Origin of the sequence: Chryseobacterium sp. VAUSW3 (assembly GCF_002205795.1) — a bacterium.
GTDB lineage: Bacteria > Bacteroidota > Bacteroidia > Flavobacteriales > Weeksellaceae > Kaistella > Kaistella yananensis.
On the sequence record NZ_NIUY01000001.1, the window covers coordinates 288,693 to 311,015 of the forward strand.

Consider the following 22,323-nt stretch of genomic DNA (forward strand, 5'->3'; position numbering starts at 1 on the left):
GTATATGTTTTTATTTAAAAACTGACGTTTGCACCAAATACAACCTGTCTGCTGCGCGGAAAGCCTGAATAGTCAACGCCCGGCGTCATCGGTGTCTGTCTTCTTGTAGAAACTTCAGGATCCATTCCTGTATAATTCGTGATTACAAATACGTTGTATGCGGAAGCGTATACTCTGAACTTGGTAAGCCTGATACTTCTTACAAAACTTTCTGGCAGTGAATATCCAAGTGTTAACGTGTTCAGCCTCAGGAAGGAGCCGTCTTCAACCGCCCAGTCGCTGAACACATATCTCGGCATGAAGGGTGACCACAATGTAGTTCCTGCATTAAGAGCGGCCAGCTGATCCGGGTCAGTAACAAGGTTACCTGCCGCGTCAATATTAGTCCAACGGATACCGTCGGCCATTGCTGTGCTTAAGTTGCGGAACTGTCCGTCAGGTGATGATACCGTGCTAGTGGTGAATTCAATTTTATTGGCGTTGTAAATGTCGTTGCCCACACTCCAGTTGAAACCTGCCGAGAAATCAAAATTCTTTGCAGTCGCGTTCAGGGTAAATCCACCGGTATGTTTAGGTGCCGCATTTCCTATAACTGTGCGGTCATCGGCGTTCACGATGCCGTCACCATTAAGATCCTTCAGTTTCATGGCACCCGGTTTCACGGCACCCACAATCGAAGATGCATTGGCAATACCGGTTTTCAGTACAGGTGATCCGGTGGCATAATCGAAATCTGAGACTTCATATCTGCCATCGTTTTGATATCCGTACATCGCACCAAGAGGCAGACCTACTCTGACCAGATAATCATAACCTACCGCCGAGGCGAAGTTCGATGACTGCAACAACTCCTCCATACCGCTGCCAAGCGCATTGATTCTGTTTTTATTGAATGAAACATTAAAACCAAGATTCAGTGAATAATTTTCTTTGTTGATCACATCAATATTTAACGAAGTTTCTACACCCTGATTTTGCGTTTCACCCATATTTCTCCACTGTGCATCATATCCGGTGCCTGGTGTGGGGAACGGGATGAGAAGATCTTTGGTAATATTTTTATAAACCTCAACATTACCGGATATTCTTCCGTTAAACAACTCATAGTCTAAGCCTAAATTCTGCGAAATGGTCGTTTCCCATTTCAAATCCGGATTTGCGAGAATTTTGTCTGCTGCCCAATAGCTCGAAACCCCATTGATCCAGTTATTGTTAAATGACAGAAAATTCTGAACGTTCACGCCTGTCGGGATGGCGTTGTTTCCGGCCTCGCCATAGCTGCCTCGCAGCTTGAGTAATCTGATCCAGGAAACATCATTAAGGAAATTTTCTTCATTGATCTTCCAGGCCAGAGCTACGGACGGAAAGTATCCCCAGATGTTGTCACCCAAAAATTTGCTTGAGCCGTCAGCTCTTAATGTTGCAGTAAGCAGATATTTATTATGCAGATCATAATTTAACCTACCGAAGAATGAAAGCATTCGGTCATCCGGCGCGTACACATTATTTATGCTGAAGAAGTCCGCTTCGGAGGTCAGGTTAATAGTATCATCAAAAGAAAATAGTTTTGGGAACCCAAAATTGATTGTGGAAAAAGTGTTTGATTTTAAATTATTGTATTCCTGCCCAATCATGAGTTTTAAAGAATGGTTATCATTTAAAATATTTTTAAAATCATAATTAAGGGTGTTGGCAATCCTGAAACTTTCACGTTCAATATTCGTGTAAGTCATCCCCGGTTGTCCCTGTAAATCCGCGGGCGCATTGTTTCTTGCGTAATATGTAGATCTTCCGTAGTAGCGGTAATCGTTATTTCTCGAGAATTCCATACCTACATTCGACTGGAATTTCAGATTTTTGATGATCGTCCAGCCCAATCCTCCCTGTACCGTATAATTTTTTTTGTTCTGTTTGCGGTCATTATCCCGTACAGCAACGTATGGATTTACAAGGTAGCCTGCTTCAGCTTCATCTGTATCATCGGTTGTAAGTGCCGGAATATCAATTGGCGAATATCCCACACTGTGGCGTAGCCTGGCGTCAGTATTTGAAAACTCTTTCTGCTCATTGGCACCGCCACCCCGTATATCGGTATTTGAATATCTGAACGTAACTGATAAATCAACGTTGTTTGTTGGTTTATTCTTTAAGTTTACGGTCACGTTGTCCCTGTTAAAGCCCGAGCCGAGCATGATACCGTCGTCCTTATAATTAGCAAGGTTAATGTTGAAGCTAGTCTTATCATTTCCGCCACGCACACCAAAATCGTTGCTGTGAACGACGCCTATGTTACCGTAAATTCGATCCTGCCAATCTAAAGCTTCATAAGATTTGTACTGATCGATCTGATTAAAAGGAAGGAAAAATTCGTTGTATGATGCAACATCATTTAAAAGAAGTGCATTTTCGAACTGCCATTTGGCATAGTCGTAAGGCTTTAAGACATCTATTTTCTTCGCGATCCATTTATAGCCCGTAAACGAATTGAATGTACCGGTCACTTTACCGCCTTTAGCACCTTTAGTCGTAATTAAAACGACACCGTACGCACCACGCGAACCGTAAATTGCGGTTGAAGATGCATCTTTAAGGACTGTTATTGTTTCAATATCAGAAGGTGTCACCTCACTCATTCCGCTTACCGGAAAACCATCAACGATGATCAAGGGCGAGCTGTCCTGCGTGATAGAACCACCACCCCGAACTTTCAGACTGATTTCTGCATCAGGCGAACCTTCAGTGGTGGTAATCTGCACACCTGCGATTTTGCCTGTAAGTGCCTCAGCGACGTTCGATACAGGAATTTGCTTTAAGGCATCTCCACTTACCGTAGATACCGCACCTGTAAGATCGCTTTTGCGCGCGGTACCATATCCGATCATTACTACCTCATCGATTTTCTTCTCCCGTGTAACGGTATCCTGTACGCTTTGCGCCTGCATGCTGATTCCAAGAAAAAACACGGCTGCGATGCAACTTATGGTTAATGTATTTCTCTTCATATAGTTAGTTTTAGTTCGGAGTATATTCGGTTTGCGCTCCGTTTATTTTTGTATTGATAAGTTTCAGGTTTTCTACAGATTTCACATTGAAGTTGGCTTTCACCTTATCAATCGTCACATTTTTAAAAGTGATGTTATGAATTTTAGAGTTTTCAAGACCGTCCGCGAAGATGGCGTACTTACCACCGTTCTTCACCTTTACATCTTCAAGCAAGATATTTCTTATTTGTGGCGTGAAGTTTCCGGTTCTGTTTTTATAATCTTTATAATTCATGGTGATATGCAAGACCGCCTCTTTCACCTGCCCGACTGTAAGGTTTTTAACGAAAACGCCGTCTACCACGCCTCCTCGAACATTATTTGTTTTAAGCCGGATCGCTCTGTCGAGCTCGGGCGAATCCATGTGGTTATTGTAAACGAATACATTGCGTACACCTGCTGACATTTCGCTTCCGATGACCACACCGCCGTGTCCGTCGATCATTTTACAGTCTCTTACAATCACATTTTCAGTCATAATGCCTACTCTTCGTCCTTCTTCGTCACGCCCGGCCTTGATTGCGATACAGTCGTCTCCCGTGTTGAAAATTGAATTTTTAATAAGCACATTTTGCGAATATTCAGGGTCGCAGCCATCATTGTTCGGTCCGTGGCTGCGGATATTAACACCATCAACGATTATATTTTTGCTTTTGATAGGATGCAGGATCCAGAATGGTGCGTTGATAATCGTGATTCCCTGGATGAGCACATTCTCACATTCAAAAGGTTCAATGAAATTGGGTCTTAGGTAACGTCCGTTACCAAAAGTCCTCTGCGAAACCGGAACATTTGTATCCGCCATTTCCATCAGTTTCGGCAGATTGTTTGGGTCAAGCTGGCTTGGCATTCCGGGTTTAAAACCATATTCTGCACTTCCTTTCCAAGTCCACCAGTTATCGTTGCTCGCCTGTCCGTTCAGAATACCTTTGCCAGTAACCGCAATATTTTTTTTGTTTTTGGCATAAATAAGCGGCGAATAATTCATCAGTTCCATACCTTCAAATGATGTGTGTACCAACGGATAAAAATCATCCGGATTTGTACTGAACAGGATTTCCGCACCTTCCATTAAATGAAGATTTACATTATTTTCAAGATGTATTGGACCACTCAGGAATTTACCGGCCGGAACAATTACTTTACCGCCACCATCTTTGGAGCAAGCGAGTATTGCTTTTCTGATGCTTTCGGTAGCCATCGTCTTTCCATCTGCCACTGCTCCGTAGGTTATTATATTATAGTTGGCACCCCTGAATTTGGGTTCTTTGATCGATTTTTCGAGTTCAAGCATACGTTTCATCGGAAAACTCTCCATTTGAGGAATTGCGGAGATGTCAGTCTTCTTCGTCGCGCATGCAAAGAGGAAAAGCAGCAGGGAAAACGACATCAGGAAAACCGGACGTACGGATCTGTTGATGATGAGATGGGTGAAGCGTTTGTTCATAATAATTAATGCAATCGATTACAAATATAAATAAAAATATTAAAACATTTACAAATAAAATATGATTTTTTAGCTACATTTGCACATGTCTCCACAACCGGCATCCGTAAGATAATTGCGTTGACCCATCATCCCGCACTGGCTTAAAGACGGTCTTAAACATAAACCTAATGAACAACAAAGTCACGATCTACGACATCGCTAAAGAACTCAATATCACTGCAGCTACGGTATCAAGGGCGCTGAACGGAAATCCGAACATTAGCGAAAAAACAAGGAAAAAAGTGCTCAGTATGGCGAGTTCCATGAACTATAAGCAGAACAAACTGGCGCTGGCGCTGAAGAGTGGAAAGAGTAACTATATCGGCGTTATCGTACCGCGTATCAACACCAATTTTTTCGGCTCCGTTATTAGAGGTTTGGAGGAAGAGCTCAATGCAAAAGGCTATAATATTATCATCTGCCAGAGCCATAACAACGAAGAACAGGAATCAAAAAATATTGAAACACTCATAGATTCCCATGTAGACGCTATTTTCATTTCATCTTCCAGTAAAAACACGACGTCCCTTGAAAAAATCCTGAAAGGAAATATTCCATTGATTTTCTTTGACCGTAAAAAGATGATGGATAACGTAAGTTCCGTGACCATCGACGATTTCGCAGGCGGTTACATGGCTACGAAACACCTTATTGATACGGGTTGCCGACGAATTGCGCATATTGCTTCCGGTCCGTTGGAGATTGAAATCTTCCGCGAAAGACACCGAGGTTATCAGCAGGCACTTGCAGACTATAATATCGATTACAGAAAAGAGTACTGCTTGTGTACTAACAGTAGCATCGAAGACGGAAAAAAGGCAGTGGAAATTCTCTTCAACCTAGATGAAAAGCCGGATGCCATATTTTCTGCCAGTGATTTCGTTGCGCTTGGCGCCATACAGGAACTTCAGGCACGTAATATTAAAGTTCCGGACGAAGTTTCTGTTATCGGATTTGCGAATGAACCTTTTACGGATTTTCTTGAACTGTCCATCTCTACAGTAGATCAGTTCCCGATTGAAATGGGAAGAAGTGCCGCTAAAGTATATCTTTCGCAGGAAGATGAAAACAAGGGCGAAGGTAAGGTGCAGAAAAAAGTGGTTCTTGAACCCAAACTGATACTAAGGAAATCTACCCGAAGTAAGAACTAAAAAGGATCAGCTAACCACTGATCCTTTTTTTTAACAAATATTTCCGGATTATAATGAAACGCCGCGTTTCCAAGGGATAAAGACATCCTGTTTAAGCTGATCTGCTTTAGTTTCAACATTGCCGCTGGCCAAATCGATGATATATTCAACGATTTCCTCACCCACTTCCTGAATAGTTTTTTCACCGGTAATTACTGTTCCGGCGTTGATATCGATAATATCAGACATTTTTTGAACCACTGCCGTATTCGAGGCAATCTTCACAACAGGTGCAATCGGGTTCCCCATAGGATTTCCAAGTCCGGTGGTGAATAAAACCACGGTCGCGCCCGCGCCTACAAGGCCTGTCGTACATTCGGCGTCGTTACCGGGCGTGTTTAGAAGGTTAAGTCCGGGCTTAGAAATATATTCTCCGTAATCGAGTACATCCACAATTGGCGCGGTGCCGCCTTTTTTAGCTGCACCTGCGGATTTCATCGCATCAGTAATCAATCCGTCCTTGATGTTACCAGGAGAAGGATTCATATCAAAGCCGGAACCTGCATCTACTACAGACTTTTCAAAGGCTTTCATCAGACCCAAAAATTTATCGGCCTTCTCGGAATCCACACATCTGTTCATCAGTTCCTGCTCTACTCCGCAAAGTTCCGGAAACTCGGCGAGGATTGTTTTTCCGCCAAGTGCCGCAAAAATATCAGAAACTACGCCCAATGCCGGGTTTGCAGAAATTCCGGAAAAGCCGTCAGATCCGCCACATTCAAGCCCGATACTGAGTTTGGAAAGCGGCGCGGGCTGACGAGGGATTTTATTGGCTCTTTTGATGGCTTCAAAAGAATCTTTGATGACCATCTGGAACATTTTATCTGTGGTACCGATCTGCTGCTGCTCATAGATCAGCACTTGCTTCTGCCTGTTCGTGCTCATTTCTTTCAAAGCGTTCTTGAAAATATCAATCTGCAAATTCTGGCAGCCTAAACTTAAGACGGTCGCGCCCGCCACGTTCGGATTGTTCACATAACCCGCAAGCAGTTTCGCCAACAACTCGGAATCCTGTCTGATGCCGCCGCAGCCACCTTGATGATTGATGAATTTTACTTCGATATTATCGAGAAGATTAGGGTCCGGCTCTTTCGCGGCTACCTCTTCCACGCTTTTCTCTTCGATCAGCGAACGCAGGAAAAGTTTATACGATACTTCCTTTTTTGGAAGCAATTCGTTTTCAAAGATTTCTTTGAGTTTTTCGATGTTTTTGTTTTCACAGAAAACAAGAGGAAAAAACAACCACACATTTTTGGTTCCCACCTGTCCGTCAGCGCGGTGATAACCCATGAAAGTGCGGTCTTTCCAGCGATCGACATTTGGTGGCGACCACGGAAGCGTGCCGGTTTTGCCATGCACTTCCTCGCTTTGGTGCTTTACGTTTTCAGTGGTGATCACTTCGCCGCGCAGAATCGGCAAAAAAGCCTTTCCTACCAAAACACCGTACATGATGATACTGTCCCCAGGCATAAAATCGGTTTCAGCCATCTTATGCTTTGCCTTCACATTGGTTTTTGCAGTAAACTCAACACCATTAAACATTACTGTTTCCCCAGCGAAAACGTCACTTAAAGCAACCAACACATTATCGTCCGGATTTACTTTTATGAGTTTATTTTCCATGATTTACGAATTAAGAAAAATGACTGATGAATTTTTGGTATCCCTTTTCAATTCCATGCTCCTCAATAATTTCTAATGCATGTATTATAGCAGCACTAAGACCGGAAATTTCATTTAAGTTCTCACCCCAAAAAGCAGTATTCGAAAGTATTTCGGAAACCGTTCCGTCCAGCGTAGAATTTTTCCAGGCGGCTTCAAAGGCCTCCGTGATGTCCGCTGAATCATTCACGGGTAAGGTTTTTCCGTTCCAGTCACCTTTGTAGAAGCGAATCAGGCAGGCAAAACCAAAAACTAGGTTTAGCGGAAGCTTTCCATACTTTTCAACGTATGCCGTAATGGTCGGCAACACGCGCACCTTAAATTTCGAAACAGAATTCAAGGCAATATCTGATAACTGGTGCCGGATAAACGGATTGCGGAAACGGTCGAGAACTTCTTCCGTGAACTTTTTCAGTTCGTCTTTATCCATATCCAAAGTAGGCAGAATTTCGTTGAAAGCAATTTCAGAAACATACTTCGCGGTAAAAGAATCGGTTAATGTTTCCTCCACAGTTTCATTTCCGTGCATCAGTGACAATGGCACCATCGTGGTGTGAATCCCATTCAGAATACGCACTTTCCGGTTGCGGTAAGGTTGCATATCAGCAACAATCTTCACATCGAGATTGGTTTTGTGGAAAGGTATTTTTTGCTTTAATTTTTCGTCCCCTTCAATCACCCAAAGGAAAAACGGTTCAGCTGCAACCATGAATTTGTCGTGATAATCGAGTTTATTCTGGAATTCTGCTTCTTTATCCGTCGGATATCCAGGCACTATTCTGTCAACCAAAGTGTTATGGAAAGTGCACGCCTCATCTATCCACGCTGCAAAATCATCTTCAAGCTTCCAAAGTTTATGAAGCTGCAACAAAACAGTCTTCAGCGTATCCGCATTATAGTTGATCAGTTCGCACGGAATGATGGTCAAACCTTTCGAACGGTCACCGTTGAAATGCCTGTATCTTTCATAAAGTACTGCTGCCACCTTTGCGGGAAAAGATTTCGGACTTTCGTCAGACAGAATATCGCTGTCCACATACTCAATTCCGGCCTCGGTAGTGTTGGAGATAATGAATTCCAGCGAGTCTTCTTTCGCAACATCCATCAGCGCCTTAAAGTTTTTATAAGGATCGATGCACTGCACGATATTATCGATCAGGTGAATTTCCTGAATATTCTTGCCATTTTTTATTCCGTTCAGGAAGACGGTGTACATCCCGTCCTGCTCTTCCAGCATCCCGACCATGCCTCCGGGAAGCGGCTGAACTACGGCTACACCTGCGTTGAAACCCACCTTATCATTCAGCGTTTTAAAGGCATAATCTACAAAAGCTCTGAGAAAGTTACCTTCGCCGAACTGCAGAATCTTCACCGGAAGTTTTTCTCCGGATCCGTTGTTTTTCCGGTTTAAGCGTGGTTTTGTATTGATATCTGTTGTCATTTATTAATCTTTAATTACTTTATAAGTTGGTACTAAGGCTTTCATTACACCCCATGCGACAAGGTAAGCCACCGCACAGACCGAAAATATAATCATATAGCCGGTGCTGATGCCGTCTGAAACGATAGCGCCAGATGCTTTTAGCTGATTGACGAAATCTTCAGGAATTCTTTCGGTGTTGAACTTGGGGTACTTTTCCAATAACGGAACGCCATCAATTGTCGTCCAATTTTTGTGTGAAAAATCGAAAAGCGCGCCCGAACTTTTATTAATGAGGAAAGAACCGATTCCACCAGCCATTCCGCCAATTCCGGTTACAGTTGCGATGGCTTTCTTCGGGAACATGTCACCTACGGTGGAGAAAATATTTGCTGACCAGGCCTGATGCGCCGCCCCTGCTACACCGATAATGATCACAGGAATCCAGTAACTGTAATTTCCACCTGGTTGTGCAAGCAAAGCCAAAAGCGGGAAAAACGCGAATATCAGCATCGCACGCATTCTTCCGGCATAGGGATCTAAGCCGAGTTTATCCACAAAATATCTGGGTAGCCATCCACCGATAATTGCCAACAGTGTGATGATATAGAGCACGAACAATGGCAATGCACTTTGTGTACTGTCCATTCCGTAGACGGAGCTCAGATAAGCTGGTGTCCAGAAAAGATAGAACCACCAAACGCCGTCTGTCATGAATTTTCCGAAGGCAAAAGCCCAGGTTTGGCGGTATTTAAAACATTCTTTAAGGGTGAACTTTTTACCGTTATCACCGCCTTCAAGGTTTAAACTGTCTGCCTCGTCATCTTTATCCTGCTGAATATAAGCAAGTTCGGAAGCGTTTACTTTTTTGTGTACGTGTGGTTTTTTATAGTAAAAAATCCAGAAACCCATCCAAACAAAACCTAATGCACCGATAATGATGAATGCCATTTCCCAACCCAATGCTTTCGCGATGAACGGAATACTCACCGGCGCAGCCAAAGCTCCAACGGTAGCGCCTGCATTGAATATACTGGTTGCAAATGCACGGTCTTTTTTAGGAAAATATTCGGCGGTTGTTTTTATCGCTGCGGGGAAATTCCCTGCTTCACCAATTGCGAGCACCAATCTTGCAAAAATGAAGAGTGTAACGCTGGTACTGATAACGAGCGAAACATTATTCACGGTGGCAATCGCTTCTTTTGCCTCCGCGAAACCCACAAACCATCTCCCTGTCAAAAGCCCCGACGTAGCGATACCGCAAAACGCGTGAAGCACAGCACCGATAGACCAAATGAAGATTGCCCAAAGGAAACCTTTTTTTGTGTCCATCCAGTCGATGAACTTTCCCGCCAAAAGCATACTACCGGCATAAAAAATAGAAAACAGCGCTGTGATGTTACCATAATCGTTATTATCCCAATGGAATTCGGGCTGCAGATAATCTTTCCAGGTTAAGGACAAGACCTGCCGGTCCAGATAATTAATCGTGGTAGCGAAAAACAGCAAAACACAGATTGACCATCTGAAATTTGTTGCTTTAGTTTCGGTGTTTTGTGCCATAGGTATGTTGTTTTCGTTTAAGAATTTTTTACAGCGGAGACTATTTCCAAAACTTTTCTGGTTTCGTCTTCCATATCGGCGTAGTTTTTATCCGCCATCAGTTTTTTGCTGATGAGTTTGCTGCCCATTCCCACGGCAGCAACGCCGGCATTAAACCAACCTTCGATATTTTCGCGCGTGGTATCTACCCCACCAGTTGGCATAAAGAGCAGGTTCGGGAAAATATCTTTTATTCCGCTTAAGAAGTCGGGGCCGAGCATATTTCCGGGAAAGAGTTTAATGAACTTCACACCCGCATTCTCAGCGGCGATTATCTCGGTTGGTGTCATGCATCCCGGACTGTAAAATTTATCCTGTGAAATAAGGAAATCCGCCACTTCCGGTACAAATCCGGGGCTGATAAAGAAATCTGCGCCTGCTTCCACAAAATCCTGTGCCTGCTGAAGATTCTTAATCGTACCAATTCCCAATAGCAGATCTGCCATTTCCGAATTTCTCGTTTCCACCATTTTCCGGAAGTTTTGCAAAGCTGCTTCGCCGCGGTTCGTGTATTCTACAGCACGAATTCCAGCGCGATAGATTGCGCGAAGCGTTTCTATGGTAATGGTTTCATCCGCATTGAAATACAGTGGTAAAATCCCCTGATTTACAATAGCGTTTGAAACTTTCTGAATATCGTTCATATGAATTTTATTAAATTTTTACTTTAAAAACCAGTTTCCGTATTTCTCCTTCGCCAATCATCGGTGCATGTACATCTCCGGGATAAAAAATGACAAACTGACTGTCTGTCAGATTAAAAAACATATCCGGCGGGTCGCTGAAGAACTGAACATCCTTTACGGAATCGTATTCTCCGTTTGGGTTTTTGCAGGTTTCTCGCGGCTTCCAACCGATTGTTTCAGTCCCTTTTACACAAACCTGAATGTCAATATTTGAATTGTGACATTCGAATTTTTTCAAGCTTTCCTCTGCGATTTTTCCACTTTTTTGGCTAACGATTACCTTTAAGCCTTCCTCAATCTGAATGCTGCCATCCGGCAAATTCATCAAATCATTTTCCTCCAAAAACTGAAAAGCTTTTGAAAATAAAGGATGAAGCGCATGATATGTTGCGGCGTTGTGCAGTGAATCTATTATCATGGCTCAGTTATCTTGCTACACGTCCGGAAGCGTCGCCGCCCATCAGTTTCATCACTTCGTCTACAGTCACCAGGTTTGCATCACCTTTGATGGTATGTTTCAGGCATGAAGCCGCAACCGCAAAGTCAAGTGCGTTCTGGTCGTCATTCGGGTACGTAAGCAGTCCGTAGATCAATCCGCCCATGAAAGAATCTCCACCACCAACACGGTCAACGATATCGGTGATTTGGTACTGACGCGTCTGCAGCATTTCTTTACCATCGTACAGAACACCGGCCCAGGTGTTATGAGAAGCTGAGATTGAACCTCGCAACGTGGTGATTACTTTTTTAGCTCTCGGGAATTTTTCCATCATCTGTTGACAAACCGACAGGAAAGATTCTGCTTTTACGTCGTGGCCATGGGTCTGCACTGCAAGTCCGTCTGGTTTGATACCGAAATGCATTTCGGCATCTTCTTCATTCCCCAGAATGATATCGCAGTAGGATGTAAGTTCGGTCATGATCTTTTCTCTGTCGCCGCCGTATTTCCAAAGTTTCGCTCTGTAGTTAAGGTCTGTTGAGATCTTAATACCCATTTTGCTGGCCGTTTTCACTGCTTCGAGGCACACATCTGCCGAACTTTGGGAGATGGCGGGTGTAATTCCTGTCCAGTGGAACCACTCTGCACCTTCGAAAACTTCTTCCCAATTGATCATTCCGGGCTGAATCTCGGACATTGCAGAATGGGCCCGGTCATATACTACTTTTGATCCGCGGGACACAGCGCCGGTTTCAAGGAAATAAATTCCCAAACGGTCACCGCCCCAAACAATTTTGTCTACTCCAACGCCTCTTTTACGCATTTCCATCATCGCACACTGGCCGATATCATTCTTCGGTAAACGGGTTACGAAATCTACAGAAATACCGTAATTGGCCAAAGAAACCGCAACGTTTGATTCGCCACCACCATAAACCACATCAAAATTATCTGCCTGTGAAAACCTCAAAAAACCCTGAGGTGCTAGTCTAAGCATTATTTCACCGAAAGTTACAACTCTACTCATCTGTTTATTTTTTGTATAATTAATTATTGTTTTAAGAAATCTTCGCGCGCCGGACTGAAAGATTCAATCAGAACGCCTTCTTCCAGGCAAACCACACCGTGCATGATATTGCTGGGAAGGAAAAACGAATCACCAGCTTTCAGTACTTTTTTAGTTTCCCCGATCTGCACTTGAAATGATCCGGCAGCGATATAGGCGGCCTGCGAATGAATGTGCTGATGCACTTTACCCACCCCGCCTTTTTTAAAACGCACTGTGGTGAGCATCAGGGAATCATCAAACCCGACAAGTGCCCGGTCAAGATTTTCGTCTATTTTCTCCCACGAGTAATTGCTCTGTTCTAAGAACATAGATTCTATATTTTAGAAATTAAAATATTCTTTAGCATTGTTGTACGAAATGTCCGACACGATCTTTCCGATCCACTCCATATCATCAGGAAGTTCGCCGCGCTTCATCTCGTCTCCAAGCAAATTACAGAGTACGCGACGGAAATATTCGTGACGCGGGAACGAAAGGAAGCTTCTGGAATCCGTCAGCATCCCGACGAAACAGCTCAGAAGACCCATATTTGAAAGTGCATTCATTTGCTTCGTCATCCCGTCTTTTTGGTCCAGGAACCACCAGCCAGAGCCAAGCTGAACTTTCCCTTTCACGCTGCCGTCATTAAAGTTTCCGATCATGGTGGCGAAAACTTCATTGTCAGCCGGGTTAAGGTTATAAATTATTGTTCTAGCGAGCTTATCACTGGAATCAAGCCGGTTTAAAAAGTTCGAGAGCTGCTGCGCCTGCGGAAGATCACCGATAGAATCCCATCCCGTATCAGGACCTAAGATGCGGTGCATCCGCGCATTGTTATTTCTCAACGCACCCAAATGAAATTGCTGTACCCAGCCCATTTCATGATAAGATTCTGCCAGAAAAATAAGGATTGCACTTTGGAATTTCAGCGCCTCTTCATCCGTAACCTGAGCACCTTCTCTCCGTTTTTTAAATATATTTGAAACTTCGCTTTCTGTGAATGAAACTGAATAAATCTGATCCAAACCATGATCTGAAAGTCGGCATCCGTTTTCGTGGAAATAGGATAATCTTTTCGTTAAAGCGGTAATAAGATCTGCGTAAGTCGCGATTTCTACACCAGCTACCTCAGCCAATGTATTCAGGTAATCATTAAAACCTTCATTTCCAATAAGTATTGCTTTATCAGGCCGGAAAGCGGTACTCATCTTCAGCTTGCCGTTTCCCGACGCCAATTTCTGGTGATGTTCCAGGTTGTCCGTAGGATCTTCTGTGGTGCAAACCATTTCAACATTCAGTTTTGCTAAAAGATTTTGCGTACTGTATTCGGGTGTTGAAATTTTTGCAGAGACTTCGTTGTAGATTTTGGATGCCGAACCTTCATTCAGCAATTCGTAAATATCGAAATACCTCGCAAGTTCAAGGTGAGTCCAGTGAAACAGAGGATTCCGAACTGTATACGGCACCGTTTTGCCCCACTGTAAAAACTTTTCCTGTGCGGAAGCATCGCCCGTGATGAACTTTTCATTCACGCCTAAAGTCCGCATCGCCCGCCATTTGTAGTGGTCACCGTTGATCCAGGCTTCGGTGATATTGGAGAAAACATGGTTGTCTGCGATAAGGGCAGGCGAAAGGTGGTTGTGATAATCAATGATCGGCTGATTCTTCGAAAAGTTATGGTATAACTCTTCGGCGTACTTATTTTCTAATAGAAAGTTGTCATGAATAAAATTTGCACTCATTTTCAGTAGTTATTATTCTTCGTTCGAAGGTTTTCCGATGGTGGCGAGGATGCCCCCGTCAACATAGATAATTTGCCCGTTTACAAAATCACTGGCTTTAGAAGCTAAAAAAACCGCCGCGCCCGCTAAATCTTCAGGATTTCCCCATCTTCCAGCCGGCGTGCGGCTGATGATGAACTCATTGAATGGGTTGCCGTCCACGCGGATTGGCTCGGTTTGCGAAGTTGCAAAGTATCCGGGACCAATTCCGTTCACCTGAATATTATATTTAGCCCATTCTGTTGCAAGATTTCGGGTCAGCATTTTTAAGCCACCTTTTGCGGCGGCGTAAGCTGAAACGCTGTTTCTTCCGAGCTCGCTCATCATAGAACAGACGTTGATGATTTTACCTTCATTACGCTCAATCATTTGCTTTACAACCAATTGAGATATGATAAATGGACCCACCAAATCTACATCCACTACTTTTCTGAAATCCGAAACAGGCATCGTAAGCGCGGATTCTCTTTTAATAATTCCGGCATTGTTCACCAAAATATGAATTCCACCTGCCTCGGCGGTAATTTTCTCAACCTGTTTGGCGGCTTCGGTTTCGTCAGTAACATCGAATAGATAACCGCGCGCATCGTAACCTTTAGAATGATAGTAGGCCAGGGCATCCTCCATTTTATGAGGTGTAGTTCCGGTGATGAGCAGTTTTGCACCGGCGATTGCCAATGCTTCCGCCATCGCCATCCCAAGACCGTGAGTTCCGCCCGTGATCAGGGCATTTTTATTTTTTAAACTGAATAGTTCCATTTTATCTTAATTCATTGGGTGCGCAAACATCCATATCACCATAGTCTAAATTTTCACCGGCCATTCCCCAGATAAATGAATAATTGGAGGTTCCGGCGCCGCTGTGAATTGACCATTCCGGAGAAAGTACCGCGTCATGATTCTGCATAAAAATATGGCGGGTTTCCTGTGGTTCGCCCATAAAATGCGAGATCGTATGGCCTTCCTGAAGGTCGAAATAGAAATACGCTTCCATTCTTCTTGAATGCGTGTGAGCTGGCATCGTATTCCATATATTTCCTGGGAGAAGCTCCGTAAGTCCCATCTGAAGCTGGTTTGTCTGAACGATACTGTTTACGATGAGCTTATTCAGAACCCGGCGGTTTGCAGAGTTTTCGTCACCAAGCTGAATTACCTCGGCGTTTTCTTTACCCACTTTTTTGGTTGGGAATTTTTCGTGTGCAGGTGCGGAGTTGATGTAAAAGAGTGCTGGATCTGAATTATCTTTACTTACAAAGATTACGTCTTTCACACCTTTTCCTATGTAAAGCGCTTCCTTCTTATCAAGTTCAAATACTTCACCGTCCACATGTATCTCACCGGGTCCACTTACGTTGATAATGCCGATTTCGCGGCGATCAAGAAAGTTTTCGGACTTTAAGTAGGGAATGGTCTCCAGTGTAAGTTTTTCGTTTACAGGCATCGCGCCACCCACGATCAGCCTGTCATACATTGAGTATACCAGGTTGACACTGTTTTCTGTAAACAGTTTCTGGATTAAAAACTCATTACGGAGCTTTTTAGTATCGTAAGATTTTACGTCGGCAGGATTTGCAGCATACCTGAAACTAAAATTTGTCTTCATAATAAAATATCTGTAATCGATTACACAAAGATATATAATTTTTTGATACGTAAAACTGTTTTTTTTTCAATTCCAAATATAACTTTGCGGATTGAATAAATTTCACGAAAAATTTAAAGCGTCTTTTAAACTCATTTAGTTATAAAACTCCCTATTCGTGTTTAAAATCATTGAAATTTCCCTCAAAAACATTTCTTTGTGAAATAAATTGTAGTTTTGTTTAGCGTAAGCAAGTCTTTAAACCATTTAGTTAACCAAATTTCCGACCCTTATATGTACCACAATTTAGTCAGAAAAAGCCTGATTGCCGTTACTGCAGCATTAAGCCTGCAATCGATTAACTCACAAACACCAGAGTGGCAAAAGTATGTTGATCAAGCACCGTTCAAAATAAATCTTCCGAAAGTCACTCAAAAGGACATAGCGCAAAAAGTCATTTCTATTGTAGATTATGGAGCGGTAGCAGACGGCAAAACTTTAAATACTACAGCATTCCAAAACGCAATTGATCAGGCAAGTAAGCATGGCAATACGACGGTGATGGTTCCCGCCGGCACCTGGCTTCTTGGTGCAATAGAGCTTAAAAGCAATATCACGCTGCATCTAAGTGAAGGCGCACTGATGCAATTTACGCGGGACCGTACGCAGTATCCGCTCCTCCCTAAGAATTCGTCGGGGAAAGAGTATTTTGTGATGTCGCCGATCTATGCCCGTGATGTGGAAAATGTAGTGATTACGGGTAAAGGCACAATTGACGGTGGCGGCGACAGTTGGCGCCCCGTAAAAAAAGCCAAAGTGACACCGGAATTTTGGTCAGAACTGACTAAAACCGGCGTTCTGAGTGAAGATAAAAAGGTGTGGTGGCCCACAGAAGACGCCTTGAACGGAGAGAAAATACTTCAGGACCTTAAAAAGAAAAGCAATCTTACAGCGGCCGACTTCCTGCCGACGCGCGACTTCCTCCGTCCTTACATGATGAACCTAATTAAAATTAAAAATCTGCAGATTCAGGGAATCACGATTCGAAACTCACCGAAGCTTACAGTTTACGTCTCGCAGTCCGATGGCGTTTTGCTTACCGACTTAACGGTCCTGAACCCGAAATACGGTCAGAATACTGACGGCATAGACATCAGCGCATCCAAAAATGTTCTCGTGTACAATTGCCACGTAGACGTGGGCGATGACGGGATCTGCATGAAAAGCAGCAGTAGCAAAGGCGAGCCAGGTCCAAGACTTGAAAATATCATCATTGCGAAATCGACTGTACACCATGCCCACGGCGGGTTTACGATAGGCTCTAATACGGATGGCGGAATGAATAATATTTTTGTAACCGACTGTCATTTCAGCGGGACAGATATCGGCATCCGCGTGAAAAGCAATGAGGGAATTGGCGGTCCGGTTTCCAACATTTACATCCAAAACATTAAGATGGATAATATTATTGACGAGTCCATCAATATGAGTTCATTCTACGAAAACCGACAGGTGGGGAAAACTCCTGTAAAATATGCACCCGGCGAAGGAAAAATCCCCGAATACTCCAAATTTTATTTCAAGAACATCAGTTGCGACGGTGCGGAAACCGCCATGAAACTGGTGGGTGTGGAAGATGTTCCGATTCACGAACTTTATTTTGAAAATGTAAACATTACAGCCAAAAACGGTTTTGAGGCAGAGAATGTAAAAGATATTACCTTCAGGAACACAAAACTTAATGTTCAGGGTAAACCTTTCATATTAAAAAATACAGAGAATATCCTGCTGGATGGCGTAGCAGTGAAATAATGCGCTAATTCAGCACCATAAATACCCAAACATTTCGCATAAAAAAATCACTTACATCTCTGTAAGTGATTATTTATTGTGGTTTCTCCAGGAATCGAACCAGGGACACATGGATTTTCAATCCATTGCTCTACCAACTGAGCTAAGAAACCGTTCCGTTATTGAGTGGTGCAAAAGTATAACCTTTTCCCTTACGATGCAAGTGATTTTATGAAAAATATTGCATCAAAGCCCAAATTTACTGATTCTCAGACGAATTATTTTCTTCTCTCTGGATCTGTTCACTCATTTCTTCAAGTACCGGTTTTATTGTACTCTCCGGAAGCTCGCTGATCCGGATGTACATCAACCCGTCAATGGCATCATTGAAACTTGGATCCACGTTGAACGAGATCACTTTTGCGTTCTGCTTGATGTATTTTTTAATGAGAACCGGCAAACGCATTTCGGGTTCCAGATCATCAATAATTTTATCGAGTTTGTTAAGATCAGATTCTACTTCATCGAAAAACAGGTGCTTATCGCGGTCTTTCAGCTTTACTTTGAACTCTTTTTTCGGATGAATATACTGCGCTACGGCAGAATCGTAATAATGCGAACGCATAAATTCAATCATCAGGGATTTTGAGAATTCTGAAAACTTATCAGAAATACTCACGCCTCCCATAAGGAATTTATGCTCCGGATTTCTCAGACACACATGCACAATCCCCCTCCACAAAAGGAAAAGAGGCAAAGGCTTCTGCTGGTACTCTGCCGAGATATAAGCCCTTCCCATTTCAATCACTTTTCGGAAGAATGGCCTTAATTCAGGATCGAATTCAAATAACGAACTGGTGTAAAAGCCTTCAATACCGTGCTTTTTCATCACTTCACTTCCCAGGGCCATGCGGTAAGCACCCACCAGTTTTTTCGCAGCGTTATCCCAAAGAAAAAGGTGATGGTAATGCTCATCGTAATGATCCAAATCGAAAGGAAGATTGCTGCCTTCACCAATTTTTCTGAACGTAAGTTCCCGCTGTCTGCCGATTTCGCGCATAATCGATGGAATCTCGGAGTAGGTACAGAAAAACACTTCGTAATTTCCATTTCGGAACAACATTTTATCTTTCTTGTAAAGCCCGTTAATTTCCTGCTCTATATCCTCCTGAGGAGTTTCGTCGATGATATTCTGCACTACATTTTCTTCTTTGGTGAGCGGAAAATTAAGCTTCAGGTTGGGGAGTTTGAGTTGTTCTGCGATGGATTTTCTTTTCTCGTAATACGACTTCAGCATATAAATCTTCTTCTGCAGAAACTCACCCATTTCTTCAACCGAATCATGATCTTCCAAAACCTTTACTGAAACAGGCTTTCCGATTCTGATGCGGATGGGCTTTTCTCTCTTATGCATCATTTCGGCCGGCAGAAGCAATGTCTGAAGATCAGGATGCACTTTGGCGAGCTGGTAAAAAAGACGGCTGTTTTTCGCATGAAAATACATAGGAACAACCGGAACCTTCGCCATCTTTATAAGTTTCAGCGCTGGTTTTTCCCAGGGTTTATCGAGAATTTCGCCGAACTCATTGTTTTTATTTGAAACTTCGCCCGCCGGGAAAATCCCGACACAGCCCCCATTTTCCAGATGCTTTAAGGTTTCGCGCATTCCGGTGGAACTGTTTCTCACCTCTTTTCTGGTACCGAAAGGGTTTACAGGAATTACAAAAGGTTCCATGGGTTCGATTTTCTCCAAAAGGAAATTTCCCATGATTTTAAAATCCGGCCGGATTTCTGTAAGGATTTTGGTCATCAGAATTCCGTCGATCGCGCCAAGCGGGTGATTGGATACTAAAATAAATGGACCGGTTTTCGGGATTTTAGCTAAATCTTCTTCGAAGACAATGTATTTCAGATGTCTTTCACGCACAAAAGAATCGAAAAAATCCTTTCCCTTTTTGTCCTTCAGAACATCGTACAGTTTATTGACCTCATCAATCTTTGTAAGGCTCATGATGGCAGAAGCGACGGGATTTTTCAAAAATCCGATCCGGCTTAAACCCGACACTGTAATTAAATCACTCCTTGAAATAAGACTCATTGGTTATCAGTTTATTACAACTTGTATTGTTTTCTTGGAAATCTGTTCCAGCAGAATATTTTTATTCTCGTAAAATTTATTAATATCCTCTAAATTAGCATTTCTTACGGTAAAAAGCGAAACATTTTTTACCATTTCGCTATCAAAGGCCATTTGCAGCTCCTTATTCAGCTCATCAATATGGTTATATTTATCTTCAAGGCAAAGCGCAAGGGAAATTGCAGAATTCTGCATGAGCGAAATTTTAATTTTGTATTTAGCAAGCAAGGCAAAAATCTGGCTTAAATGCTCTTCCGCAATGAAGGAAAAATCGCGCGTCGCAATACGCATTAAATGTTGGTTTTCCTTCAGGATATAAGATTCTTCGAAGCGGTTTTTATCTGTATTTCCAACTTTGGTTCCGGGTTTTGAAGGATCCAGAAAAGATTTTACATAAAACGGAATATTTTTCTGCTGTAGTGGCTGGAGGGTTTTTGGGTGAATAACCGAAGCTCCGTAATAGGCCATTTCAATCGCTTCTTCGTAAGAAATATTAGACAGGAGCGAAACATTTTTAAATTTTCGTGGGTCGCCTGTCATTACGCCGGGAACGTCTTTCCAGATCGTCATGGCTTCAGCATCCAGACAGTACGCAAAAACCGCCGCGGAATAATCGGAACCTTCTCTGCCCAGGGTCACCGTAAAATTGTTGCTTTCGGAACCGATGAATCCTTGGGTAACGTATGATTTTTCCGGATCAAGCGCCAAAATATTTTTCTGCGTTTCTTCCCAGTCGATCGCTCCTTCACGGTAATTGCTGTCGGTTTTAATATAATCCCTCGCATCGAGCCAGGCATTTGTAAACTGAATATCATTCAGATATTCACTTAAAATTTTCGATGAAATCATTTCACCGCAGCTCACCACCTGATCATAAACAAAATTATAGTTAGGCGACTTGTTTCTTCGCAGAAAAGACTCTATATCATCAAAAAACAAAGAAATTTCAGCAAAAACCGGGTGATTTTCCTGAAAAAGACCATTAGAAATATCTAAATGATTCTGTTTTACCTTTTCAATTTCTGCGTGGTAATCTTCCTTGGCGAAATAATATTCTACCACCTTTTCAAGTGCATTGGTCGTCTTTCCCATCGCCGAAACTACCAGCAGGCATTTTTCGAAGCCCTGAGATTCCAGAACAACTGCAACATTCTTCACACTTTCCGCATCTTTTACCGATGCACCACCGAATTTGAAAATTTTCATTTAATTATTTAGATATTAATAAATTATATTACAAAAACCACTGATTTTTTTCACAAAATAACGGCGGGTAAAATTATTAATTTACAGCGACATAAAAAAACGCAGAAATGCATTTGTTAATACATGGGAGAATTAAATTGTGGGTGCATAAATTCTGTCATTTATCACCCGAAAAAGCAGGCAGAAGTCAAAGATTTTTCCGAAATTTGTAAAAATCCAAAAAGTAAAAAATGTCGGAAAAAAACTTTCAAACCCTGGGTGAATTCATCATTGATAAACAGGAAGATTTTCAGTATTCAACCGGTGAGTTTTCGCGTCTCCTGAGTGCAATTCGTCTGGCTTCAAAAGTGGTAAACCGCGAGGTGAACAAAGCAGGAATTGCCAACATCATCGGAAAAGCAGGAAACGAAAACGTTCAGGGTGAAGAGCAGCAGAAACTGGATGTACTGGCCAACGAGATTTTCATTGAAGCACTTTCCCAACGGGAAGTAGTGTGCGGAATCGCCTCGGAAGAAAGCGACGATTTTATTGAAATAAAAGCCAGTGCCAACGCCCATTTAAGTAAATATGTAGTGCTTATCGATCCTTTGGACGGATCTTCAAACATTGATGTAAATGTCTCTGTAGGAACTATTTTTTCGATTTACAGAAGAGTTACAGAGCCTGGAACACCGGTTACTTTAGAAGATTTCTTACAGAAAGGCGTAAATCAGGCAGCTGCAGGTTATGTAGTTTACGGCTCCTCAACCATGATCGTGTATACGACCGGAAACGGCGTAAACGGTTTTACACTCGACCCCAGTTTAGGTACGTATTACCTTTCCCACCCTTGCATGAAATTCCCTGAAACAGGAAAAATTTACTCCATCAACGAAGGAAACTATATTAAATTCCCACAAGGCGTTAAAAATTATATCAAATACTGCCAGCTCGAAGAAGGCGACCGACCTTATACCTCGCGTTATATCGGAAGTTTGGTTTCAGATTTTCACCGGAATATGATTAAAGGCGGAATTTACATTTACCCTTCTACCTCACAGTCGCCGAACGGAAAACTGAGATTACTCTACGAATGTAATCCTATGGCATTTCTGGCAGAACAGGCAGGCGGAAAATGCACCGACGGATTCCAGAGAATCCTTGAAATTGAACCTACCGAACTTCACCAGCGGGTTCCGTTCTTCTGCGGAAGTCTGAAAATGGTGGAAAAAGCGGAAGAATTCATGAAAATGGCTGCGGAATAAATTTA

17 protein-coding genes and 1 tRNA gene are annotated in these 22,323 nt (G+C 42.7%); 3 read left to right on the forward strand and 15 right to left on the reverse strand.

Translation table 11 applies throughout. The features are described from left to right. Positions 1-14: 14 nt before the first annotated feature. Together CDW55_RS01345 and CDW55_RS01350 are read right to left on the reverse strand one after the other, a co-directional pair. A complete protein-coding gene (locus tag CDW55_RS01345; RefSeq protein ID WP_228399589.1) occupies positions 15-3,002 on the reverse strand; it encodes a SusC/RagA family TonB-linked outer membrane protein in 2,988 nt (995 codons plus the stop codon). A gap of 10 nt (positions 3,003-3,012) precedes the next feature. Continuing rightward, on the reverse strand, positions 3,013-4,488 hold the full coding sequence (locus tag CDW55_RS01350; protein WP_088467941.1) for a glycoside hydrolase family 28 protein: 1,476 nt from the start codon (positions 4,486-4,488) through the stop codon (positions 3,013-3,015). A gap of 170 nt (positions 4,489-4,658) precedes the next feature. Between CDW55_RS01350 and CDW55_RS01355 the strand changes: the two genes are divergently transcribed. Then, positions 4,659-5,681 carry a LacI family DNA-binding transcriptional regulator gene (locus CDW55_RS01355; RefSeq protein ID WP_088467942.1) on the forward strand — a complete coding sequence of 341 codons (1,023 nt, stop codon included), beginning with the start codon at positions 4,659-4,661 and terminating at the stop codon, positions 5,679-5,681. Positions 5,682-5,729: 48 nt separating this feature from the next. Here the strand turns inward: CDW55_RS01355 and CDW55_RS01360 are convergent, their stop codons facing one another. The 10 genes from CDW55_RS01360 to kduI are packed head-to-tail and all read right to left on the reverse strand — an operon-like array spanning position 5,730 to position 15,961. Further along, positions 5,730-7,343: a UxaA family hydrolase gene (locus CDW55_RS01360; RefSeq protein WP_088467943.1), complete on the reverse strand. Its 1,614-nt coding sequence runs from the start codon at positions 7,341-7,343 to the stop codon at positions 5,730-5,732. 10 nt (positions 7,344-7,353) lie between these two features. Continuing rightward, positions 7,354-8,823, reverse strand: a complete 1,470-nt coding sequence (locus tag CDW55_RS01365) for a tagaturonate reductase (protein WP_088467944.1) — start codon at positions 8,821-8,823, stop codon at positions 7,354-7,356. A gap of 3 nt (positions 8,824-8,826) precedes the next feature. Further along, positions 8,827-10,365, reverse strand: coding sequence for an MFS transporter (locus CDW55_RS01370; protein WP_088467945.1), 1,539 nt, complete (start codon positions 10,363-10,365; stop codon positions 8,827-8,829). A 17-nt stretch (positions 10,366-10,382) separates the two neighbouring features. Further along, entirely contained in the window at positions 10,383-11,048 is a 666-nt protein-coding gene (locus tag CDW55_RS01375) for a bifunctional 4-hydroxy-2-oxoglutarate aldolase/2-dehydro-3-deoxy-phosphogluconate aldolase (RefSeq protein WP_088467946.1), read from the reverse strand. 10 nt (positions 11,049-11,058) lie between these two features. Further along, complete coding sequence (locus CDW55_RS01380) at positions 11,059-11,508, reverse strand: YhcH/YjgK/YiaL family protein (RefSeq protein WP_088467947.1); 450 nt, start codon at positions 11,506-11,508, stop codon at positions 11,059-11,061. A 7-nt stretch (positions 11,509-11,515) separates the two neighbouring features. Continuing rightward, on the reverse strand, positions 11,516-12,556 hold the full coding sequence (locus CDW55_RS01385) for a sugar kinase (RefSeq protein ID WP_088467948.1): 1,041 nt from the start codon (positions 12,554-12,556) through the stop codon (positions 11,516-11,518). A gap of 23 nt (positions 12,557-12,579) precedes the next feature. Then, positions 12,580-12,906 (reverse strand): cupin domain-containing protein, encoded by a 327-nt coding sequence (locus tag CDW55_RS01390; protein WP_088467949.1) that lies wholly within the window; start codon positions 12,904-12,906, stop codon positions 12,580-12,582. A gap of 12 nt (positions 12,907-12,918) precedes the next feature. After that, positions 12,919-14,319, reverse strand: coding sequence for a glucuronate isomerase (gene uxaC, locus CDW55_RS01395; RefSeq protein WP_088467950.1), 1,401 nt, complete (start codon positions 14,317-14,319; stop codon positions 12,919-12,921). Positions 14,320-14,331: 12 nt separating this feature from the next. Beyond that, entirely contained in the window at positions 14,332-15,117 is a 786-nt protein-coding gene (locus tag CDW55_RS01400; protein ID WP_088467951.1) for a gluconate 5-dehydrogenase, read from the reverse strand. Position 15,118: 1 nt separating this feature from the next. Beyond that, a complete protein-coding gene (gene kduI / locus CDW55_RS01405) occupies positions 15,119-15,961 on the reverse strand; it encodes a 5-dehydro-4-deoxy-D-glucuronate isomerase (RefSeq protein WP_088467952.1) in 843 nt (280 codons plus the stop codon). A gap of 273 nt (positions 15,962-16,234) precedes the next feature. Between kduI and CDW55_RS01410 the strand changes: the two genes are divergently transcribed. Beyond that, positions 16,235-17,752 carry a glycoside hydrolase family 28 protein gene (locus tag CDW55_RS01410; RefSeq protein WP_088467953.1) on the forward strand — a complete coding sequence of 506 codons (1,518 nt, stop codon included), beginning with the start codon at positions 16,235-16,237 and terminating at the stop codon, positions 17,750-17,752. Positions 17,753-17,831: 79 nt separating this feature from the next. Here CDW55_RS01410 and CDW55_RS01415 read toward each other — a convergent pair. From CDW55_RS01415 to CDW55_RS01425, 3 genes are all read right to left on the reverse strand, one after another. Further along, positions 17,832-17,904: transfer RNA gene (locus CDW55_RS01415), tRNA-Phe, on the reverse strand. An 86-nt stretch (positions 17,905-17,990) separates the two neighbouring features. Next, positions 17,991-19,829 (reverse strand): lysophospholipid acyltransferase family protein, encoded by a 1,839-nt coding sequence (locus CDW55_RS01420; RefSeq protein ID WP_088467954.1) that lies wholly within the window; start codon positions 19,827-19,829, stop codon positions 17,991-17,993. A gap of 6 nt (positions 19,830-19,835) precedes the next feature. Beyond that, positions 19,836-21,074 carry an aspartate kinase gene (locus tag CDW55_RS01425; protein ID WP_088467955.1) on the reverse strand — a complete coding sequence of 413 codons (1,239 nt, stop codon included), beginning with the start codon at positions 21,072-21,074 and terminating at the stop codon, positions 19,836-19,838. A 230-nt stretch (positions 21,075-21,304) separates the two neighbouring features. On the opposite strand from CDW55_RS01425, the gene fbp reads away from it, so the two are divergent. Continuing rightward, positions 21,305-22,318: a class 1 fructose-bisphosphatase gene (gene fbp, locus CDW55_RS01430; protein WP_088467956.1), complete on the forward strand. Its 1,014-nt coding sequence runs from the start codon at positions 21,305-21,307 to the stop codon at positions 22,316-22,318. The last annotated feature ends 5 nt before the right edge of the window (positions 22,319-22,323 follow it).

Excerpts from the sequence above, each read along its gene's own strand:
- CDW55_RS01370 (WP_088467945.1), bottom strand. The coding sequence starts at position 10,365 with ATGGCACAAAACACCGAAACTAAAGCAACAAATTTCAGATGGTCAATC.
- CDW55_RS01345 (WP_228399589.1), bottom strand. The coding sequence starts at position 3,002 with ATGAAGAGAAATACATTAACCATAAGTTGCATCGCAGCCGTGTTTTTT.
- CDW55_RS01390 (WP_088467949.1), bottom strand. The coding sequence starts at position 12,906 with ATGTTCTTAGAACAGAGCAATTACTCGTGGGAGAAAATAGACGAAAAT.
- CDW55_RS01385 (WP_088467948.1), bottom strand. The coding sequence starts at position 12,556 with ATGAGTAGAGTTGTAACTTTCGGTGAAATAATGCTTAGACTAGCACCT.
- fbp (WP_088467956.1), top strand. The coding sequence starts at position 21,305 with ATGTCGGAAAAAAACTTTCAAACCCTGGGTGAATTCATCATTGATAAA.
- CDW55_RS01350 (WP_088467941.1), bottom strand. The coding sequence starts at position 4,488 with ATGAACAAACGCTTCACCCATCTCATCATCAACAGATCCGTACGTCCG.
- CDW55_RS01410 (WP_088467953.1), top strand. The coding sequence starts at position 16,235 with ATGTACCACAATTTAGTCAGAAAAAGCCTGATTGCCGTTACTGCAGCA.
- CDW55_RS01355 (WP_088467942.1), top strand. The coding sequence starts at position 4,659 with ATGAACAACAAAGTCACGATCTACGACATCGCTAAAGAACTCAATATC.
- CDW55_RS01425 (WP_088467955.1), bottom strand. The coding sequence starts at position 21,074 with ATGAAAATTTTCAAATTCGGTGGTGCATCGGTAAAAGATGCGGAAAGT.
- CDW55_RS01400 (WP_088467951.1), bottom strand. The coding sequence starts at position 15,117 with ATGGAACTATTCAGTTTAAAAAATAAAAATGCCCTGATCACGGGCGGA.
- CDW55_RS01365 (WP_088467944.1), bottom strand. The coding sequence starts at position 8,823 with ATGACAACAGATATCAATACAAAACCACGCTTAAACCGGAAAAACAAC.
- uxaC (WP_088467950.1), bottom strand. The coding sequence starts at position 14,319 with ATGAGTGCAAATTTTATTCATGACAACTTTCTATTAGAAAATAAGTAC.
- CDW55_RS01375 (WP_088467946.1), bottom strand. The coding sequence starts at position 11,048 with ATGAACGATATTCAGAAAGTTTCAAACGCTATTGTAAATCAGGGGATT.
- CDW55_RS01420 (WP_088467954.1), bottom strand. The coding sequence starts at position 19,829 with ATGAGTCTTATTTCAAGGAGTGATTTAATTACAGTGTCGGGTTTAAGC.
- CDW55_RS01360 (WP_088467943.1), bottom strand. The coding sequence starts at position 7,343 with ATGGAAAATAAACTCATAAAAGTAAATCCGGACGATAATGTGTTGGTT.
- kduI (WP_088467952.1), bottom strand. The coding sequence starts at position 15,961 with ATGAAGACAAATTTTAGTTTCAGGTATGCTGCAAATCCTGCCGACGTA.
- CDW55_RS01380 (WP_088467947.1), bottom strand. The coding sequence starts at position 11,508 with ATGATAATAGATTCACTGCACAACGCCGCAACATATCATGCGCTTCAT.